The sequence below is a fragment of the Limnohabitans sp. Rim28 genome (genome assembly GCF_000293865.2).
In the GTDB taxonomy this organism is placed as follows: Bacteria; Pseudomonadota; Gammaproteobacteria; order Burkholderiales; family Burkholderiaceae_C; genus Limnohabitans_A.
In genome coordinates this window covers 180,753-198,972 of sequence record NZ_ALKN02000003.1, presented here as the reverse complement: position 1 = coordinate 198,972, position 18,220 = coordinate 180,753, and the positions used below count along the sequence as shown (strand labels likewise).

At 61.9% G+C, this 18,220-nt stretch carries 17 protein-coding genes; 10 read left to right on the top strand and 7 right to left on the bottom strand.

Annotation, left to right across the window (positions count from 1 at the left end; translation table 11 throughout):
- Nucleotides 1-117: 117 nt before the first annotated feature.
- Together B472_RS05380 and B472_RS05375 are read right to left on the bottom strand one after the other, a co-directional pair.
- On the bottom strand, nucleotides 118-1,869 hold the full coding sequence (locus B472_RS05380) for an ABC transporter transmembrane domain-containing protein (protein ID WP_019425943.1): 1,752 nt from the start codon (nucleotides 1,867-1,869) through the stop codon (nucleotides 118-120).
- A gap of 112 nt (nucleotides 1,870-1,981) precedes the next feature.
- Nucleotides 1,982-2,968 carry an NADPH:quinone reductase gene (locus B472_RS05375; RefSeq protein WP_026039351.1) on the bottom strand — a complete coding sequence of 329 codons (987 nt, stop codon included), beginning with the start codon at nucleotides 2,966-2,968 and terminating at the stop codon, nucleotides 1,982-1,984.
- A 182-nt stretch (nucleotides 2,969-3,150) separates the two neighbouring features.
- On the opposite strand from B472_RS05375, the gene B472_RS05370 reads away from it, so the two are divergent.
- Nucleotides 3,151-3,525, top strand: a complete 375-nt coding sequence (locus tag B472_RS05370) for a DUF2237 family protein (RefSeq protein ID WP_019425941.1) — start codon at nucleotides 3,151-3,153, stop codon at nucleotides 3,523-3,525.
- A gap of 12 nt (nucleotides 3,526-3,537) precedes the next feature.
- Here the strand turns inward: B472_RS05370 and B472_RS05365 are convergent, their stop codons facing one another.
- Nucleotides 3,538-4,032, bottom strand: a complete 495-nt coding sequence (locus B472_RS05365) for an Rrf2 family transcriptional regulator (protein ID WP_040505812.1) — start codon at nucleotides 4,030-4,032, stop codon at nucleotides 3,538-3,540.
- Nucleotides 4,033-4,191: 159 nt separating this feature from the next.
- On the opposite strand from B472_RS05365, the gene B472_RS05360 reads away from it, so the two are divergent.
- The 8 genes from B472_RS05360 (at nucleotide 4,192) to B472_RS05325 (ending at nucleotide 12,651) form a co-directional block, all read left to right on the top strand.
- The gene (locus tag B472_RS05360; RefSeq protein WP_019425939.1) at nucleotides 4,192-4,758 is read left to right on the top strand and encodes a hypothetical protein; all 567 of its coding nucleotides are present in this window, start codon (nucleotides 4,192-4,194) and stop codon (nucleotides 4,756-4,758) included.
- Nucleotides 4,755-6,353, top strand: a complete 1,599-nt coding sequence (locus B472_RS05355) for an FAD-binding domain-containing protein (protein ID WP_019425938.1) — start codon at nucleotides 4,755-4,757, stop codon at nucleotides 6,351-6,353. Before B472_RS05360 ends, B472_RS05355 begins: the two co-directional genes overlap by 4 nt.
- A 3-nt stretch (nucleotides 6,354-6,356) precedes the next feature.
- Nucleotides 6,357-7,688, top strand: a complete 1,332-nt coding sequence (locus B472_RS05350; RefSeq protein ID WP_019425937.1) for a DASH family cryptochrome — start codon at nucleotides 6,357-6,359, stop codon at nucleotides 7,686-7,688.
- Between the two features lie 98 nt (nucleotides 7,689-7,786).
- A complete protein-coding gene (locus tag B472_RS05345) occupies nucleotides 7,787-8,740 on the top strand; it encodes a DMT family transporter (RefSeq protein ID WP_019425936.1) in 954 nt (317 codons plus the stop codon).
- A 231-nt stretch (nucleotides 8,741-8,971) separates the two neighbouring features.
- Nucleotides 8,972-10,006: an ABC transporter substrate-binding protein gene (locus tag B472_RS05340; RefSeq protein WP_019425935.1), complete on the top strand. Its 1,035-nt coding sequence runs from the start codon at nucleotides 8,972-8,974 to the stop codon at nucleotides 10,004-10,006.
- Nucleotides 10,007-10,165: 159 nt separating this feature from the next.
- Nucleotides 10,166-10,984: an ABC transporter ATP-binding protein gene (locus B472_RS05335; RefSeq protein ID WP_019425934.1), complete on the top strand. Its 819-nt coding sequence runs from the start codon at nucleotides 10,166-10,168 to the stop codon at nucleotides 10,982-10,984.
- Nucleotides 10,985-10,997: 13 nt separating this feature from the next.
- Nucleotides 10,998-11,765 carry an ABC transporter permease gene (locus tag B472_RS05330; RefSeq protein ID WP_019425933.1) on the top strand — a complete coding sequence of 256 codons (768 nt, stop codon included), beginning with the start codon at nucleotides 10,998-11,000 and terminating at the stop codon, nucleotides 11,763-11,765.
- Nucleotides 11,766-11,808: 43 nt separating this feature from the next.
- Nucleotides 11,809-12,651 (top strand): urease accessory protein UreD, encoded by an 843-nt coding sequence (locus B472_RS05325; protein WP_026039350.1) that lies wholly within the window; start codon nucleotides 11,809-11,811, stop codon nucleotides 12,649-12,651.
- On the opposite strand, the gene B472_RS05320 is transcribed toward B472_RS05325, so the two are convergent.
- From B472_RS05320 to B472_RS05305, 4 genes are read right to left on the bottom strand one after another with little or no spacing between them, the layout of a single operon-like run.
- Nucleotides 12,648-13,631, bottom strand: coding sequence for an FAD:protein FMN transferase (locus B472_RS05320; protein ID WP_026039349.1), 984 nt, complete (start codon nucleotides 13,629-13,631; stop codon nucleotides 12,648-12,650). The two genes, B472_RS05325 and B472_RS05320, sit on opposite strands and share 4 nt — an antisense overlap.
- Nucleotides 13,612-15,819, bottom strand: a complete 2,208-nt coding sequence (locus B472_RS05315) for a PepSY domain-containing protein (protein ID WP_019425930.1) — start codon at nucleotides 15,817-15,819, stop codon at nucleotides 13,612-13,614. The genes B472_RS05320 and B472_RS05315 overlap by 20 nt, the downstream gene beginning before the upstream one ends.
- A 10-nt stretch (nucleotides 15,820-15,829) precedes the next feature.
- Entirely contained in the window at nucleotides 15,830-16,306 is a 477-nt protein-coding gene (locus B472_RS05310; protein ID WP_026039348.1) for a DUF2271 domain-containing protein, read from the bottom strand.
- A gap of 35 nt (nucleotides 16,307-16,341) precedes the next feature.
- Nucleotides 16,342-16,659, bottom strand: coding sequence for a PepSY domain-containing protein (locus B472_RS05305; RefSeq protein ID WP_050995416.1), 318 nt, complete (start codon nucleotides 16,657-16,659; stop codon nucleotides 16,342-16,344).
- 205 nt (nucleotides 16,660-16,864) lie between these two features.
- On the opposite strand from B472_RS05305, the gene B472_RS05300 reads away from it, so the two are divergent.
- Nucleotides 16,865-18,091 (top strand): MgtC/SapB family protein, encoded by a 1,227-nt coding sequence (locus B472_RS05300; protein WP_019425927.1) that lies wholly within the window; start codon nucleotides 16,865-16,867, stop codon nucleotides 18,089-18,091.
- Nucleotides 18,092-18,220 lie beyond the last annotated feature (129 nt).

The following is an 18,220-nucleotide window of genomic DNA, read 5'->3' as shown; positions in this document are numbered from 1 at the left end:
ACAGGGCTGCGCCTTTCGGGGCGTGTGCCACGCCCATCGCTGAGGACCCGCAAGCAAGCCCCACAGGGGTGAGAATTTCAGGGCGTTTACCACGCACATCGCCCACGGGGTGGGCTACTACACAGGGCTGAACTGCAGGGCGGCCAGGCTGGCGTAGAGGCCGCCTTTGGCTTGCAGCTGGGCGTGTGTGCCCTGCTCCATCAAGCGGCCGCGCTCCAGCACCCAGATCACATCGGCGCGCTGCACCGTGGCCAGGCGGTGGGCAATGACCAAGGTGGTGCGGCCCACCATGGCTTTGTCGAGGGCGGCTTGCACCATTTTTTCACTTTGCGCATCCAAAGCGCTGGTGGCTTCGTCCAGCAACAAAAGCGGCGGATTTTTGAGGATCGCCCGCGCAATCGCGATGCGCTGGCGCTGACCACCCGACAGGCGCACACCCCGGTCACCCAGATAGGTGTCAAAGCCCTCGGGCAACTCGCGAATGAACTCCTGCGCATAAGCGGCTTCGGCGGCAGCATGGACGTCTTCGAGACTGGCGTCGGGTCTGCCGTAGCGGATGTTCTCGATCACGGTGCCCGAAAAGATCACGGGTTCCTGCGGCACGATGGCCATGCGCTCGCGCAGATCGTGCAGTTCCATCTGATCGATCGACACGCCATCCAGCACAATGCGGCCCGATTGCGGGTCGTGAAAGCGCATCAGCAAATCAAACAAGGTGGTTTTGCCCGCGCCGCTTGGGCCCACCACGGCCACGGTCTGTCCAGGGTGGATCTGGCCTGTCAACTGGTCCAGCGCCCAAGTGTCGGGCCGCGAAGGGTAATGAAAGCGGACCGACTCCAGCTGCAAGGCAGATCCGCCTTGCGGCCAGAGCGCTTTTTGAGGCTGCGCAGCGATTTTCAGATTCGACTCGGTGTGCAGCAATTCCATCAAGCGCTCGGTGGCACCGGCAGCTCTCAGCATGTCCCCGTACACCTCGCCCAAAACCGCAAAGGCACTGGCCAACAAGATGACATAAAACACCGTCTCGCCCAACTGGCCAGCGGTGCTGGTGCCCGCGCGCACAGCCAGTGTGCCCATGTACAAGCCCCACAGCAACACAGCACTCGAGGCCATGATGATGAAGCCGACCAGCACAGCGCGTGCGCGGATGCGGCCCAAAGCGGAGCTCAGGGCGCGCAGCGTGGAGTCAATGAAGCGGCGGGTTTCGCGACCTTCGGCGGTGTAGCTTTGCACCACGCTGATGGCGTTGAGCACCTCGGAAGCGATGGCACTTGAATCGGCCACCCGGTCTTGGTTGGTGCGGGAAAGGCGGCGCACACGGCGGCCCAAATAAACGCTCGGAAATATCACCGCCACCAGCACCGCCACGACCTGGAGCATCAGCACCGGGTTGGTCCACACCAGCATGATCAGCGCCCCGGCGCCCATGACCAAGTTGCGCAAGCCCATCGAAAACGAAGAGCCCACCACGGTTTGCACCAGTGTGGTGTCGTTGGTGAGGCGCGAGAGCACCTCGCCCGATTGTGTGGTTTCAAAGAAGGCCGGACTTTGTTGAAGAACATGGCCGTACACCGCGTTGCGCAGATCGGCCGTGATGCGCTCGCCCAGCCAACTCACGGTGTAGTAACGCCCCGCCGAAAAGACCGCCAAAGCCGCCGCCACACCAAAAAGCTGCAAAAAGTTGCCCGACAGCTGGTCGGCGGGTGCGCCACTGGCCAGGCCTTGGTCAATCAGCTGACGCAAGACCCAGGGGAAGGCCAGCGTGGTGCCCGCGGCCAACAAGAGAAACAAGGCTGCCACGCCCAAGGCCACGCGGTAGGGCTTGAAAAAAGGGGCCAGGCCCGAGAGCGATTTGGGAGAAGTAGCCATGAACGATCAAAAAAACCAATGCAACAACAAGGTGCCATCAAAGCCCTTCAAGCATAACGGCAAACCTTGCGCCCGACAGCCTGGCCGATCCAGGCACGGTCCGTGGCCCGACTCACACATCGATCACCACATTGCCCACGATCTGCCCTGACTCGACGCTCAGGTGCGCCTGGGCCACTTGGTCCAGCGCCAAGCGTTGGCCAATGCTGTGCTGCAATTGGTCCTGGGCCAACATGTGCGACAAACGGGCCACAGCCCTGAGTCTGTCAGCGGCGGTCAGGTCGTACACCAAGAAAAACTTGACGCCCATGGACTGGAACAGCCAAGGGCGAAAAGGCATCTGCACCTCTAAAGCATTGGAGCCGAAGCAAATCACCTGGCCGTGCGCCGCCAAAGCACCTTCAGCAGCCCAGCGAGCGGTGGTCGAAAAATCCATGTCGATGATCACATCGGCACCACGCCCGTGGGTGAGGGCCTTGACGCGATCGGGCACCGATTCGGTCTTGTAAAAAATCGCTTCTTGCATGCCCGCAGCGCGGGCGTGCGCAGCCTTGGCTTCAGAGCCCACGGTACCCACCACACGGCCTCCGGCCAGCGTCACCATTTGCGTGATGTAGTGGCCCACCGCCGATGACGCGCCGGTGACTAAAACGGTTTGCCCCTGCAAATCGCCCGCCATCCGTTCGGCCAGGATCACCGACTGCACCGCCGTCAAGCCCGGAATGCCCATGCAGGCACCGGCCGCAAAGTCTGTGCCCTCGGGCAAAAGCACCGCTTGCGCCGCAGGCAAGGTGATGTATTGCGCACACGTTCCAAAGGGCCGCTGCCACTGGCCGTTCCACACCCAGACACGCTCACCCACGCGGGCAGCCGGCACACCAGAGCCCACGGCCTCGATCACACCGGCACCATCGCTGTGGGGCACGATCAAGGGGTCTGACAAGGGGCGGGCTCGGCGCGACTTGACGTCCGAGGGATTCACACCCGAAGTCGCCAAACGCACCAACACCTCTCCGGCTTGTGGGCTGGGGGTGGGCAACTCGCCGACCTGCATCACATCTTGCGCTTCACCGTTGGCGCTGTACCAAGCTGCTTTCATGCGGCACTTTCTTTTGAAATCTTGAGCCATCCGGCCGATGCACTTCACGTGCACAACCGATCCAAAACGTCAATCATGATGCCAGAAACCCCTGGCTCTGAAGTCGTATTTGGCGCCTAGAAGACAGCACCGGCAAGGGACCACACAATACGCATCCCTTCACCCACTGATCTTGGATTCTCATGACCCACTCTGGCTTGAACGTTCTCGGTGGCGAATTGATCCCCTGCTCTTATGACCCGCTCACGGGGTATCACAGGGACGGTTGCTGCAACACCAGCGATGAAGATGTGGGCACGCATGTGGTTTGCGCCAAAGTGACCCAAGATTTTTTGAACTACTCACGCTCGCGGGGCAATGATTTGATGACGCCCCGACCCGAACACCGCTTTGCGGGTTTGAAGGCAGGCGACCGTTGGTGCCTGTGTGCCATGCGCTGGTTAGAGGCTTTTCAAGCAGGCGTTGCGCCCCGTGTGGTGTTGGAGAGCACGCACCAAAAGGCGCTGCAATACGTGACCTTGGAGCAATTGCGCGAGTTTGCCTGGGAGCCGCACTGAGCGCGGCGTCGCTCACATCATCATGCTGAGCTGAAACACCGAATTCGGTGCACGGGGCATGACCGGAGGTGGCAGTGGCTTCAAACGGAACTGCCCCATCATCGAGGTGACCCGCGCATCGCGCGGCATGAAGGGCACCGCCACATCGGACAAGGTTTGGGCTTGCAACAAGGCCTGCATGTTGTCTTGGATGCCCGTCTCGAGCGCTTTCATCGGGTGATTGGCATCGGGGTACAGCGCGTCAAAGCTGTGCACTTCTTCAAAGTGCTGCACCACATCCCAAAGGCTGATGTCTTCGGGGTTGCCACGGATTTGGTAACCGCCACCTGGACCGCGGTGGGCGCGGATCAGACCCGCTTCGCGCAGTTCTTTGAGGATGGATTCGGTGTACGAAGAAGACAGAGACAAGCCATTGGCGATCTCTTCGGTGGTCACTGGCTTGTTGACCGAACGGGACGTGATGAACACAGCGATGTCAAGGGCTTTGACGGTTTTCTTCTGGATCATGGTCTTCTCCATTAACGATGAGATATTCTATGACCATACAGTCACAAAACAACCAATTATTTTCGAAATAACTTTTCATTAACCCATGATGTTTCTTTTTGTACTACAAAAAAACAAGCAGCCAGCTGGGACAGAGGCCCCCGTTCAAGGCCTGCAGTCATGAAACGGCATGTGGCCGCCATTTTGGTTTTGCTCACCACGGCCGTGGTGATCGACAGCCATGTGGACTGGGAAAGCCTGGATGGCCGCCGTGTGTTGACCGTCAGCGGCCAACCTTTTGATGTTGAGGGTTGGGCCGCTGAACAGGCCCTCCTTTGGCGCCGAGATTGCAGCGCGCTCAAGCCACTGCCAATGGACAAGCCCACTGTTAACACATGGTTGCAGGTCATTCAGCAGCACAGCTTGCCCGATTCGGAAAGTGCCAGGGGATTGCAAATGCGCCAGTTGGGCGACTGGGGCGTGGCCGAAGTGGCTTTTGAAAAACTCAAGCCCGCCTTGGTGGTCTTGCGCCTGCAAGAGGGCCAGTGGCGCGTCCAAGACCAAGCGGTGTGGAGCGGTTCGACCGCGCCGTGGAACAGTGCCCACTTTGTACGCCGCTACCTGCGCCAGCAAGCACCCCAATTGCCGCAGGCTTTGCTGCAGTGCATCGACATCGACCCCCAGCGTTACGGACCAGGGCCCGGTGGGCTTGGGCCCGTGCCAGCCAGCGTCACACGTCAACCATGAGCTACCGCGTCGTTTGGTTCAAACGTGACCTGCGCCTGCAAGACCATGCGCCATTGGTGCACGCTGCAAACCAAGGTCCGGTGCTGTGCCTGTACATCGTCGAGCCAGATCTGTGGGCACAACCCGACATGGCTTTGCAGCACTTTGAATTCGTGCGCGAATCTTTGACCGAGCTGCACCAAGCATTACAAGCACGGGGCGGCAGCTTGCAGGTGCGCGTGGGGCCTGCGGTGCAGGTGTTGGCCGCACTGCACGCGCAAGCGCCGTTCGCCGAACTGGTGGCGCACGAAGAAACCGGCAACGCTTTTACCTATGAACGGGACCTGCAAGTGGGCGCATGGTGCCGCAGCGCGGGCGTGGGCTGGACCGAGTTTGCGCAGTTTGGCGTGGTGCGGCGCCTGAAAAGCCGCAACACCTGGCAAGCCCGCTGGGAAGCACACATGGCAGCGCCGCAAGCCGTTTTGCCCGACTTGCGATTTTTCACCCCCCCGCCAAACCAGGGGCTTGAGGTGATGATTGCCCCCACCGGCTTGCAGCACAACCCCGCTGAGCGCCAACGCGGAGGCCGCAGCCACGCCCTTGAAACCTTGCACAGTTTTTTGGATGCAAGGGCACTGGCTTACCGGGGCGGTATCTCCTCGCCACTGACATCGCCCACGGCGTGTTCGCGCATTTCGACCTACCTGGCCTATGGCTGCATCAGCCTGCGCGAGGTGGTGCAAAGCACCCGCGCCGCGCTCGATGCCCTGCCGCCGCAAGCCAACAGGCACAAGGCCGGTTTGATCGGTTTCATCAGCCGCTTGTACTGGCATTGCCACTTCATTCAAAAACTCGAAAGCGAGCCCGAAATCGAGTGGCGCAACATGCACCGGGGTTACGACGGTCTGCGCGAAGACGGCTGGAACGATGCCCACTTTGCGGCCCTGACCGCGGCCCGCACCGGCTGGCCCATGGTGGACGCGTGCGTGGTCATGCTCTACCAAACCGGCTGGCTCAACTTCCGCATGCGGGCCATGCTGGTGTCGGTGGCGGCCTACCCGCTGTGGCTCGACTGGCGGCCGGTGGGCCATTGGCTGGCCACGCAGTTTCTCGATTACGAACCCGGCATCCACTGGAGCCAGTTGCAAATGCAGTCGGGCACCACCGGCATCAACACCACGCGGGTGTACAACCCCATCAAACAAGCGCAAGACCACGACCCCAAAGGCATTTTTGTGCGCCGCTGGTTGCCCCACATGCGCCGCGTGCCCGACACTTGGTTGTTCGAACCTTGGCTCATGCCGCCCGAGGTGCAGCGCCACTGCGGCCTGACCGTGGGCAGCGGGCCAGAAGATGCGATCCCACTGCCCGTGGTGGATTTGGCCGAAGCCACGCGCCAATCCAAAGCCGCGCTGCATGCGCGCCGGGCCGAACCGGGTGTGAAAGCGGGCAAAAAAGCCATCGTCGACAAACACGCTTCGCGCAAACATGGCATTGGCCACCAACGCGACGTGTTCACACGCGACAGCGACACCCCCAAAACCTCCCGCCGAAAAGCGGCAAAGACGACTTCACCCGATACACCACCCAGCCAGCAGCTGGGCTTTGACTTTTAATCCATGCGCTCCACCCTTTTCTGGTTTCGAAACGACTTGCGCCTGCACGACCAACGCGCACTGCAGCAAGCCATCGCCCACGCCCAAGCGAACCAGCAAGCCCTGATGCTGGTCTATGTGCACGAACCCGTGCAAGACGAGCCCACCGCCTGGGGCTTTCGCCGCATGGGCGCGCACCGCAGGCGTTTCATGGCCGACACGCTGCAAGACCTGCAAAACGCGTTGCAGGCACTGGGCCAGCGTCTGGTGTTGCTGCACGGCCCCGTGGCCGAGGTGTTGCCCGCCTGTGCACGTCTGGTGCAAGCCGACACCGTGTTTTGCGAAGACATTGCCGCGCCCGAAGAAGAAGCGCAGGTGCAAGCGCTGATCAACGCGGGACTCACCGTCCAGACCTTGTGGCAGTCCAGCTTGATCGAACCCGACGCCCTGCCCTTTGCGGCCGAAAACATGCCGCAGGTTTTCACAGAATTTCGCCAACGCATCGAATCGGCGCGGCTCCAACCTTTGGCACCGCTGCCCGCGCCCGCCCAGTTGCCTGCGCCTCCGAGTGAGCCCGCCATCGCATGGCACAGCTGGCCCGGCTGGACAGACAACGCTTTCACGCTGCTGCAAGCGCACACGGAAGATGACGCGCACCCACGCTCCAACTTCCCGTACACCCAAACGGCTTACCAGGGCGGAGAAGCCAGCGCTTTGGCGCACCTGCAAAGCTACCTCACGCCGCCTTGGCCCGACCGCTACAAACAAACCCGCAACGCCCTGCAAGGCCAGCACACCAGCAGCCACTGGTCGCCTTGGTTGGCCACGGGCGCGGTGTCGGCCCGGCGCATTTGGGCCGAGCTCCATGCTTATGAACAAGGGCACGGCAGCAACGACGGCACATACTGGCTGTGGTTTGAATTGCTGTGGCGCGACAACTTCCGCATGCTGCACCTGCAACACGGCCCGCAACTGTATGCGGCACGGGGCTTGTCGAACTTGCCCAAGCCCTCGCACTTTCCCAAAGACTTCCAGCGCTGGTGCAACGGTCAAACGGGCGAGCCCATCGTAGACGCGGGCATGCGCGAGCTGGCCGCCACGGGTTTCACCTCCAACCGCATGCGCCAGATCGTGGCGAGCTTTCTGGTGCACGACCTGTCTTGCGACTGGCGCGCGGGTGCGGCCTGGTTCGAATCGCAGCTGGTGGACTTTGATGTGAGCAGCAACCAAGGCAACTGGTTGTACGTGAGCGGGCGGGGCACCGACCCGCGTGTGGGCAGGCGCTTCAACCCCGTCAAGCAAGCGCAAGACCACGACCCACAGGCCCGGTTTCAAAAGGCCTGGCTTTCGCCCTGACACTGGCCCCAATCTGCCGGGGGTGCAAGGATAATGCGCACCATGTTGTCATCGATGCGCCCCCTTAAGCTTAAGAACCACACGCTCAGTGCCCTGGCATGCTGAGCGGTGTGCTGTTCGCTTTGGCCGCAGGCCTGATGTGGGGCCTGGTGTTTGTGGGGCCCCTGCTGCTGCCCGACTACCCCGCCGCACTGCACACCTTCGGCCGCTATCTGGCCTTCGGGCTGATCGCCCTGCCCCTGGCCTTTGTGGACCGCGCCGAAATCCGGCGCCTGACCCGTGCCGATTGGTGGGTGGCGCTGAAACTCGCCGCCATCGGCAATGTGCTGTATTACCTGTTCCTCTCGAGCGCCATCCAGCGTGCGGGCGGTGCGCTCCCCACCATGGTCATCGGCACGCTGCCGGTGGTCATTGCGGTGGCCGCGAATGTGCTCAACCACCAGCGCGACGGGCGTTTTCCGTGGCGCCAACTGGCTCCACCTTTGGCGCTGATTTTGCTCGGCATCGCGTGCGTGCACCACGTGGAATGGACCACCCTGCTGCAAAACCCGCAAGCCGACACAGCCCGTTACATCACCGGGGCCGCGTTGGCCGTGTGCGCGATGGTTTGCTGGACGTGGTACCCCCTTAAAAATGCCGATTGGCTGCGCGGCCACCCCGACCGCAACCCGCGTGTCTGGGCCACGGCGCAAGGCATCGCCACGCTGCCCCTGGCCTTGCTGGGTTATGCCGCGTTCTGGCTTTGGTCCAGCGCCACACAGGACTCACTGCCCATGCCCCTGGGACCCCGCCCGTTCGAATTTTTGGGCCTCATGATGACCATTGCCCTGTTGGCCTCTTGGCTGGGCACGCTGTGCTGGAATGCCGCCAGCCAAAGGCTGCCCACCGCCCTGGCGGGCCAGCTGATCGTCTTTGAAACCTTGGCCGCCTTGGGCTATGCCTTTTGGCTGCGCGGCCAATGGCCCGAGCCGTTGACCTTGGCAGGCATTGCGCTGCTGGTGCTGGGCGTCATCGGCGGTGTCCGGGTCAAAGCCGTTGAGGCCAAGCCCTGAAAGCTTCAGGGTTTTCACCGATCCCACCCAGATTCAATGTGTATACAGTTGAGAACACAAAAAAGGAGCGCACTCTCTGGGGAACCTTTTTGGTGCGGCATGACCGGCTCAGCGGCACCACAAACGGGCATTTCTAGGGGATCAACCTGACAAACCTTGTCAGGAGAGTGCTTGATAATGGCACCGATATTGCTAATTACAAATCACCGTTTATTTGAACCTGGAGTCCCCATGAACAAGCGTTTCCTCATCAAGGCCACGGCCGCTTTGGCCGCAGTCGCCGCCTTTGGTACTGCGCACGCGCAAACCACACCCATCAAGTTCCAAATGGACTGGCGTTTTGAAGGCCCATCGGCTTTCTTCTTGCTGCCTGCTGCCAAGGGCCACTTCAAAGACGCCAAGTTGGACGTGACGGTGGACTCCGGCAACGGCTCTGGTGGTGCCGTCACCCGTGTGGCCTCGGGCACTTATGACTTGGGCTTCGCTGACCTGGCCGCCTTGATGGAATTCCACGCCAACAACCCCGATGCGCCCAACAAGCCAGTGGCCATCATGATGGTCTACAACAACACACCCGCTTCGGTGATGGCTTTGAAGAAGTCCGGCATCAAAACCCCGGCTGACCTGGCTGGCAAGAAGCTGGGCGCGCCCGTGTTTGACGCCGGTCGCCGCGCATTCCCGATCTTCCAAAAGTCCAACAACATCGGCAACGTGACCTGGACCGCCATGGACCCACCATTGCGCGAAACCATGTTGGTTCGCGGTGACGTGGACGCCATCACCGGCTTCACCTTCACCTCGCTGCTCAACATCGAAGCGCGTGGCGTGAAAGCCGAAGACGTGGTCGTCATGCAGTACCCTGACTTTGGCGTCAAGCTGTATGGCAACGCCATCATCGCTTCGCCCAAGATCTTGAAAGAAAATCCAGCCGCTGTGAAAGCTTTCTTGACGGCTTTTGCCAAGGGCGCCAAAGAAGTGATGGACAACCCCGCCGCGGCGATTGAAACCGTCAAGGCCCGCGACGGCATCATCAACACCGCGCTCGAGACACGCCGTTTGCAGTTGGCCATCGACACCGTGATCAACAGCCCATCGGCCCGCGCTGAAGGCTTCGGCCAGGTTAACGGCCCTCGCCTGTCCTTGATGGCCTCGCAAGTGTCTGACGCTTTCAACACCAAGACCCGCGTCAAGGCCGATGACATCTGGAACGGTTCGTTCTTGCCCACGGCCAAAGAACTGGACATCTTGCCCAAAGCCAAAAAATAAGCCCCCTGGGTTTCGGTCGGCCCAGTGCCTGCCGAAACCTGGGTCATCTCCGGGTGTGTCAATGCCCTGGCTTGAGCCCACTTCAACTCTCCCGAGTCAGTGGGCTTTTCAAGGGGATGTTTTGTATACACTTTCGAACACCATTTCAGAGTCCGCACCATGACCCAAGAATCATTTGTTGATTTTCAAAACGTCTGGCTGGCCTACAACGACGAGTTGTTGGCGCAGAACCATTTCGCCGTTGAAGACATCAACCTGCAAGTCAAACAAGGCGAGTTCATCGCCATCGTCGGGCCCTCAGGCTGCGGCAAGTCCACCTTCATGAAGCTCACCACCGGTCTGAAGATGCCCAGCAAAGGCCGCATCCTGGTCGATGGCCAGCCTGTGACCGGCCCGCTCAAGATCAGCGGCATGGCGTTTCAGGCCTCGTCCTTGTTGCCCTGGCGCACCACGCTCGACAACGTGTTGTTGCCCCTCGAAATCGTGGAACCCTACCGCTCCAATTTCAAGGAAAAGAAAGAAGAGTACGCAGAGCGCGCTCGCAAACTGCTGAACACAGTGGGCTTGGGCGGCTACGAAGACAAATTCCCTTGGCAACTGTCGGGCGGCATGCAGCAGCGCGCCAGCATCTGCCGCGCCTTGATTCATGAGCCCAAAATGCTGCTGCTCGACGAGCCCTTTGGCGCGCTCGACGCCTTCACGCGTGAAGAGCTGTGGTGCATCTTGCGCGACCTGTGGACCGAGCAAAAGTTCAACGTCATTTTGGTCACGCACGACCTGCGCGAATCGGTCTTTTTGGCCGACACGGTGTACGTGATGAGCAAGAGCCCCGGCCGCTTTGTGGTGAAAAAAGAAATCGACTTGCCACGCCCGCGCGACCTTGAGATCACCTACACCCCTGAATTCACCAACATCGTGCACGAGCTGCGCGGCCACATCGGTGCCATGCGCAAGACCGGTGCAGCCATCAACCAATGATCGGGAGCCTCTCATGAATAAAAAATCCCTCGAAAGCTGGTCCCCCTGGATCTTGTTGGTGCTGAGCATCCTGATTTGGGAAGGCCTGTGCCGCGCCTTCAACGTGTCGGAATTCGTGTTCCCCAGCCCCTCGCGCATCGCACAGCAGACCATCGAATTCCGCGACGTGATCGCGGGCCACGCCTGGCGCACTTTCTGGGTGACCATGGTCGGCTTTGGCATCGCCATCGTGGTGGGCGTGCTGCTCGGCTTCATCATCGGCAGCTCACGCTTGGCCTATGCCGCCGTGTACCCGCTCATGACCGCCTTCAACGCCCTGCCCAAAGCGGCCTTTGTGCCCATCTTGGTGGTGTGGTTTGGCATCGGCATCGGCCCCGCCATCTTGACGGCCTTCCTCATCAGCTTCTTCCCCATCATGGTGAACATCGCCACCGGTCTGGCCACACTGGAGCCTGAACTGGAAGACGTGTTGCGCGTGCTGGGTGCCAAGCGCTGGGACGTGTTGGTCAAAGTCGGCCTGCCACGCTCCATGCCTTACTTTTATGGCTCGCTCAAAGTGGCCATCACGCTGGCCTTTGTGGGCACCACGGTCTCCGAGATGACCGCCTCGAACGAAGGCATTGGCTACTTGCTGATCTCTGCCGGTTCGGCCATGCAGATGGGCTTGGCGTTTTCTGGTTTGGTGGTGGTGGGTGCGATGGCCATGGCCATGTACGAACTGTTCAGCGCCATCGAAAAGCGCACCACCGGCTGGGCACACCGCGGCTCGCAAGGCGAGTAAGGTGCATGAGGTGAGCCAGGTCAGTGGGGGGCATGCAGCAGACGTGTCCGGACGCTCGACTTGGCACGCCAGCCTGCAGCTCGACTACACGCTGGCGTCCAAGCGCAGCGTCGCCCGCTACCTGCACCAGGGCCCGCTGCGCATCTTGCAAAGCCTCTACCCCGAAGGCGATGCGGTCTGCCACAACGTGCTGGTGCACCCGCCCAGCGGCTTGGTGGGTGGCGACACGCTCGACATGCAAGTCACTGTCGCATCAGGGGCGCATGGTCTGGTGACCACACCCGGTGCCACGCGCTTTTACCGGTCTGAAGCAGGCCTGGCCACACAACAGGTGCACGCGCGGGTTGAAACAGGGGCGCGTCTGGAATGGTTGCCTTTGGAAGCCATTGCCTACAACCAATGCGATGCCCTCAACCACGCCGTGTTTGACCTGGCCCCGGGTGCAGAAATGATGGCTTGGGACATCACCGCCTTTGGGTTGCCTGCGGCCGACTTGCCCTATGTGCAAGGCAGGTTTCGCCAACACTTGGAAATCCCCGGCGTGTGGCTGGAACGCGGCACCCTGAACGCTGAGGACACCCGCCTGATGGACAGCCCGCTGGGCCTGGCAGGCCAGCGCTGCATGGCCACCCTGGTGTTTGCAGCAGGCAGCGCATTGGCCGATGAGCGCATCGAGCGGGCTTTGGCCTGCGCCCGCGATGGGCTCGAAGCGTCTGAACTGCGCCTGACCGCCGGGGCCACCTCACCGCACCAACAAGTCATCGTGCTGCGGGCGCTGGCACCCGTGACCGAGCCTGCCATGCACTTGCTCAGAAAAGTATGGGCAGCGTGGCGGCAAGAGATGTGGGGCTTGCAAGGCACCTACCCTCGGCTTTGGCATGTCTAAGCCTTGAGCTTTGCGGCTCGGCCAAACCGTCCTAAGCCCAGCTCGATCAGGCCTTCACCACGGCGCATCAAGAACAACACATCCATCCCCATGCGCTGGGCCATGGCCAAACCTTCATCGGGGCCTGCCACCAACAAGGCTGTAGTCCAAGCATCTGCTTGCATGCAGCTTGAAGCCAGCACAGTGACCGATGCCACGCCATTGTTCACCGGCGCCCAGCGACGTGGGTCCATGGTGTGCGCAAGGCGCGCGCCGCCAACTTCCAGACAGCGTCGGTAGTCGCCCGAGGTGGCCACCGCCAGATCCTCCAGTTCGATCACGCCGCGCACCGCACGGCGATCCAACTCGGGGCTTTCGAGCGCCACCGACCAAGAGGCGCCGCTGGACTGTGCGCCCACAGCACGCAACTCGCCATCCAGCCCTGCCAGTGCATGCCGAACGCCGTGTTCTTGCAGCACATGGGCCATGCGGTCCACCGCGAAGCCCTTGGCAATGCCGCACAGGTCAAGTTGCAAGGGCGCCCGCTTGCAAACTTTGCCCGCGATGCTGTCCAGCTCCACACAGGCGCGGGCAGCAGACGGCTGGGATTGGCGTGCGATGGGAATGGCGTGCGCGTTGGGCACATCGCCCTGCGCACCAAAACCCCAGGCATTGACCAGCCGACCTACGCAGGGGTCAAAGGCGCCCGCGCTCTGTTGGTGAACATCCAGCGCACAGGCCAAGACCTCCAGCATCTCTGCGGGCACCTCCACCCAAGCGTTTACAGGCGCCCGGTTCACGCGCATGAGGTCGCTGTTCGGCTTCCAAGGCGACATCTGTTGGTCCACCTGATCGACCGCTGTGGCCAGGTCATGCTGCAAGGCATTCATGTCCAGGCTGTCGTCGGCATCCAAGGTGGCCGACCAGCGCGTGCCCATGCTCGGGCCGTGTAAGGTGATGCGTTGACACTGTGCAGCAGCTTCAGAAAACATCTTCGGCATAGCGTTCTTTGGCTTTGAGTTTGGCGACGCTGAGCTTCAGGGGGGCCAGCACCGCATCGAGCGCATTGGTCACGCCCTGCGCCATGGCGCGGCTGCCGCAGACCCGCACGATGGCGCCTTGGCTGACCCAGTGGCGCACGCGCTCGGCATCGCGGCGCAGCGCGTCCTGCACATAGCCGCCCCCTTGGGGCACGCGCGAGAAAACCGTCTGCAAGCTGGCCAAGCGCCCTTCACCCAACCAGCGCTCGATCTCGGCGCCGAAGTAAAAATCTTGCGTCGGATCGCGCCCGCCAAAGTACAGGTGCATGGGCCGCATGCGCTCGTTGCGGCGGATGAAACCCGCCAGCGGTGCCACCCCCGTGCCCGCACCGATCAGCAACACCGGCTTGCGCGTCTGGGGCAGCGCAAACCCCGGGTTGGGCCGGATGAAGGCCTGGATGGCGTCATGGGTTTGCAACCCCAGCAGGTGCGTGGAACATTGACCACCGGGCATCTGGCGCACGCAAATTTCAAGAAAGCCGTCCTGCCAGCCCGACGCCAGCGAGTAAAAACGCGGCACGCTGGAGCCGGGTGGCACGATGCCCACCAGATCACCCGCCGAAAACCGCGCCAAACCATGCGTGCCCAGACAAGTGCGCAAGCCATCTGTCGGCCATGCAAAGCGCAATATGGCGGTCGGTTGGCCGCCTGCAGCGGCGAAGTTTTGACGCCCGATCAAGGTCAGTACCGTGGTCGGTGGTCGTCGCGGCACATGCGATAACACCAACGGTTCGTTCAGCGCCTGGGCCAAGGCCAGGCCCCAACGTGCGAACTGCTGCGCGGATTGTTGGTGGATGCATTCGAGCGGCAGCAGCGTGAGCCAGCCTTGCCCGCGCAGCGTCTGATCCAGCGCCTCGGCAAAGGCGCAAAACGCCGGATACTGCCGATCACCAAAACCCAACACCGACACCGGTACCTTGTTGGCCTTGAGTTTGAAAATCAGCGCAAGCGCACCACTGGCATGGGTCGGAGCCTGCCCTTCACCATAGGTGGCCGCCAGCACCAACACCTGTCGCGTGGCGGTGGTGGTTTGAAAATTCTCCAAAGCACTGGTGTGCACGCGGTGGCCGCACAGGCTCAGTGCGTCTTGCAGTGTTTGGGCAAAACCCCAGGAGCTGCCCCCCTCGCTGGCCACGAAGATGAGCACATCGGCCTGCGCCATGGGGACGTTGCCGGTGATCTGGGGGGTCTGGTTGCGCGCTTGCCACCAAATGAAAAAACCCGACAGCCAAAACAACAGCACGCTGGCACCCGCAAGAGCCAGCACCAAGGCCCACAGCCAAGCCGATTCGCCCGTGTGCAACACCACGGCCAGCGCGTACACGCGCTGCGCCAAGCTGGCTTCTTGCCAAGCCAGCATCTGACCCGAGTACCGGTCAATCCAGCCCTGACCCTGGGCGGTGGTGAGCTTCCAGGTGTCTTCGGGGTCGGTGGCACCTGGCACATTCAACTTGCGCAAATCTTGGACCAGCAGGCTTTGCAGCGGGGCCAGCTGCGCACCGGACAAGGCAGGCTGGCCGGACACCACCGAAAGCACCTCCGGCTCAGTCCCCGCATCCAGCGCCACCCACCCCAAGGTCGAGGCGCTCATGGTCAGCGCGGTGACCGACGTGAGCCACAGAACCAGCAGCACCACTCGGCCGGTGAGCACATGGATGCGTTGCGCCAGCGTGCCGCGCACTTTCTTGGTCACTCGCTGCCAGCCACCCATGCGCCGCAGTAGCAGCACCAGCGCCGATGCACACAGCAGCGTCATGACCAGCGCAATGCCCGCTGCCAGCCAGCGCCCGGCGTCCCCCAGCAGCCCAGAGCGGTGCAGGTTCTTCACCCAGCGCGGCAGCGCCGAGGCTTGCCAAGGGCCCAGCACCCGGCCATCGGTTGGGTCGATATAAGCCGCTTGCGGCTGCTCGCCAGCAAAGCTGAACACCACGATGGCACCCGAGGGCAGATGCCGGATTTCTTCGGCGTACGGCACCGTGCGTGTCACGCGCTCGACCAAGGTGGCCACAGTCAAGTCGCCAGGCGCTGCGCTGGCCTGCCAAGCCTGCTGCACCGGGTCGATCGCCAGAATGGCACCACTGATGCCCAGCACCACAGCCAGCGTGCCCACGGTCAAGCCCAACCAGCGATGCATCGCTTTCCAGCTCATGCCCTTTGCTTCATTGAAGTTGGAAGGTCGCCGACTGGATGTAGGGCTTGCCGGTCTGCGGCTTGCCCGCATTCGCTTTGGTCAGCGGGATGCGAACCTCTGAGGGGCTGTCGCGCATGTCTTCGGCGGCGGCATCGATGCGGATTTCATAGCCCGCGTCGATCAGTGCATCCGCCAGATCGGCCGTGACCTTGAGGGTGCGCCCCGCGCCCACGCTGGCACCGGTGACGCCCTCCAAACGTTTGGCATCACCGGCCGAGAGTCGGTACCAATCCGATAAATGCTTGTGGTACTTGGCCTTGCCACCGGCCACCCAGAGGGTGCGCACATAGGCACCCTTGGCATCGGTGAGGTAAGCCGCCAGGTAGGCACCGTCACCGCCGTAATTTTTGAGCTGCGCGGTCAGCGTGACCGGGCGGCTGTGTGCCAGGGCGGGAAAGGTCAGCGCACAGGCCGTGGCCACAAGGGATGAAAGAGGTTTGGACATGGTGGTATTTCCGTGAAGCCTGTTGAATGAAGAACCTATGACGCTTCGCGTTCACGTTGAAGCTCGCGTTGGTGCCCGTCCTGCTTGAGCTTCAAGACCTTGAGCGTTTCCGGGTCGATCTTGGCTTTGAATCTGCGGCCCTGCGCATCGGTGAACCGAATTTCATAACAGCCGTCATCGATCTTCAGCCGCTCGATCTGCCAGCCTTGGGCTGCGGCCATCTGCCGCACGGCATCGCGTGATTGCCAGCGGTTGAGCGGCGCATCGCAATCCACCTCGGCCAAAGCGGGCATGGCGGTCAGGCCCAGAGACAACACCAGCAGCCCCTGGCTCCAAGCGCGATTGCATTTCATGGGAGGCTCCTGCAAGCCGGGTTGAGCATCAGGCTTTGGGTTGAGGGCATGGTGAAAAAACCATGGGCATTCAGACCTGTTGGCGCGCTCACAGTCGATGCGCCTCAGAAGTGAATGATCAAGGTTCTTGTTCGAATCCAAGTTGATCAAAGTCAATGCTTGTCGCCAACCCTCATGCTCAGATGCGGATGATGTTTCTTTTGTCATGAACACCTCCGCACATTGGATCGGTTTGCTGACCGCCTTGGGGGTGGGCTTGCTGATCGGCGTGGTGCGTGAGCGCCGGCACGAGCCAACCAGGACCAAGGCGGGCACGCGAACGCACGCGCTGGTGGCGATGCTCGGCTATGTGAGTTGGGGTTTGGGCACTGGGCCATTTGTGGCCACGGTCTTGGTGATCGGCGCGCTGGTGATCGGGGGTTATCAGGCCACCGCCCGAAGCGATCCTGGCCAGACGGGCGAAGTGGCTTTGCTGGCGACACTGATGCTGTCGGCGCTGGCGCAGCAAAACCCGAGCTTGTCTGCCGCTCTGGGCGTGCTGGCTGCGGCGCTGCTGCATGCCAAGCAAGCTTCGCAGCGCATCAGCCGTGTGCTCATCACCGATCAAGAATTGCAAGACGCCCTGATCCTGGCCGCCGCAGCACTGGTGGTGATGCCGCTGCTGTCGGACCAAGCGATGGACCCCTGGGGCGTGCTGCAAGCCACCACGCTGTGGCGCATCGTGGTGTTGGTCATGGCAGTCGGCATGCTGGGCCATGTCGCGCAGCGGGCGCTGGGGGGGCGTTGGGGCATGCCACTGGCGGCCTTCTTTTCGGGTTTTGTGTCTTCCACCGCCGTGGTCGTCAGCACGGGTCAGCGCGTGCAGGCAGGCCACAGTGATGCGCTGCCCGCAGCGGCTTGTGCCCTGCTGGCCAATCTGGCGTCGTTGGTGCTGTTTGCCGGGGTGCTGGGGGCTGCCTCACCGCCCCTGCTGGTGGCCATGCGCTGGCCACTGGTCTTGGCTGGCCTGGGCTTGCTGTTGGTGGTGGTGCTCGCCTTGCGTCGCATCGACGGTGATGGTGCCGAGACCCCAACAGGACACGCTTTCAAACTGACCCATGCCTTGGGCATGGCCAGCATCATTGCCTTGATGTCATTGCTTGCCGCCTGGCTGCAACATGTTTTTGGCGATGTGGGTGTGCTGGTGGCTGCGCTGTGTGTGGCCTGGGTGGAGGTGCATGCTGCTGCCGCCAGCATTGCGCAACTGATACAGACAGGCGGCATGACGCCTGAGTTTGCGCAATGGTCACTGGTGGCCGTGCTGGCCTCCAGCGGGTTGGCCAAAACCGCCTTGGCGATGGTCAGCGGCGGGATTCGCTACGGATTGACAATAGGTCTGGGATTGGTGGCCATGGTGGCGGGTGGCGCGGTGGGTGTGGTGTGGTTTACCTGAGTTGATGCAGCAGGCTTTTGAGGGATGAGTGTCTGCGAAAGGCTGGTAGCGGACTACGACAAGCTGGCACGAAGGGCAGGAACCGACCCATTGCAGTCGGTCGTGTCTTCTAAGACGTTGACTTGCTTA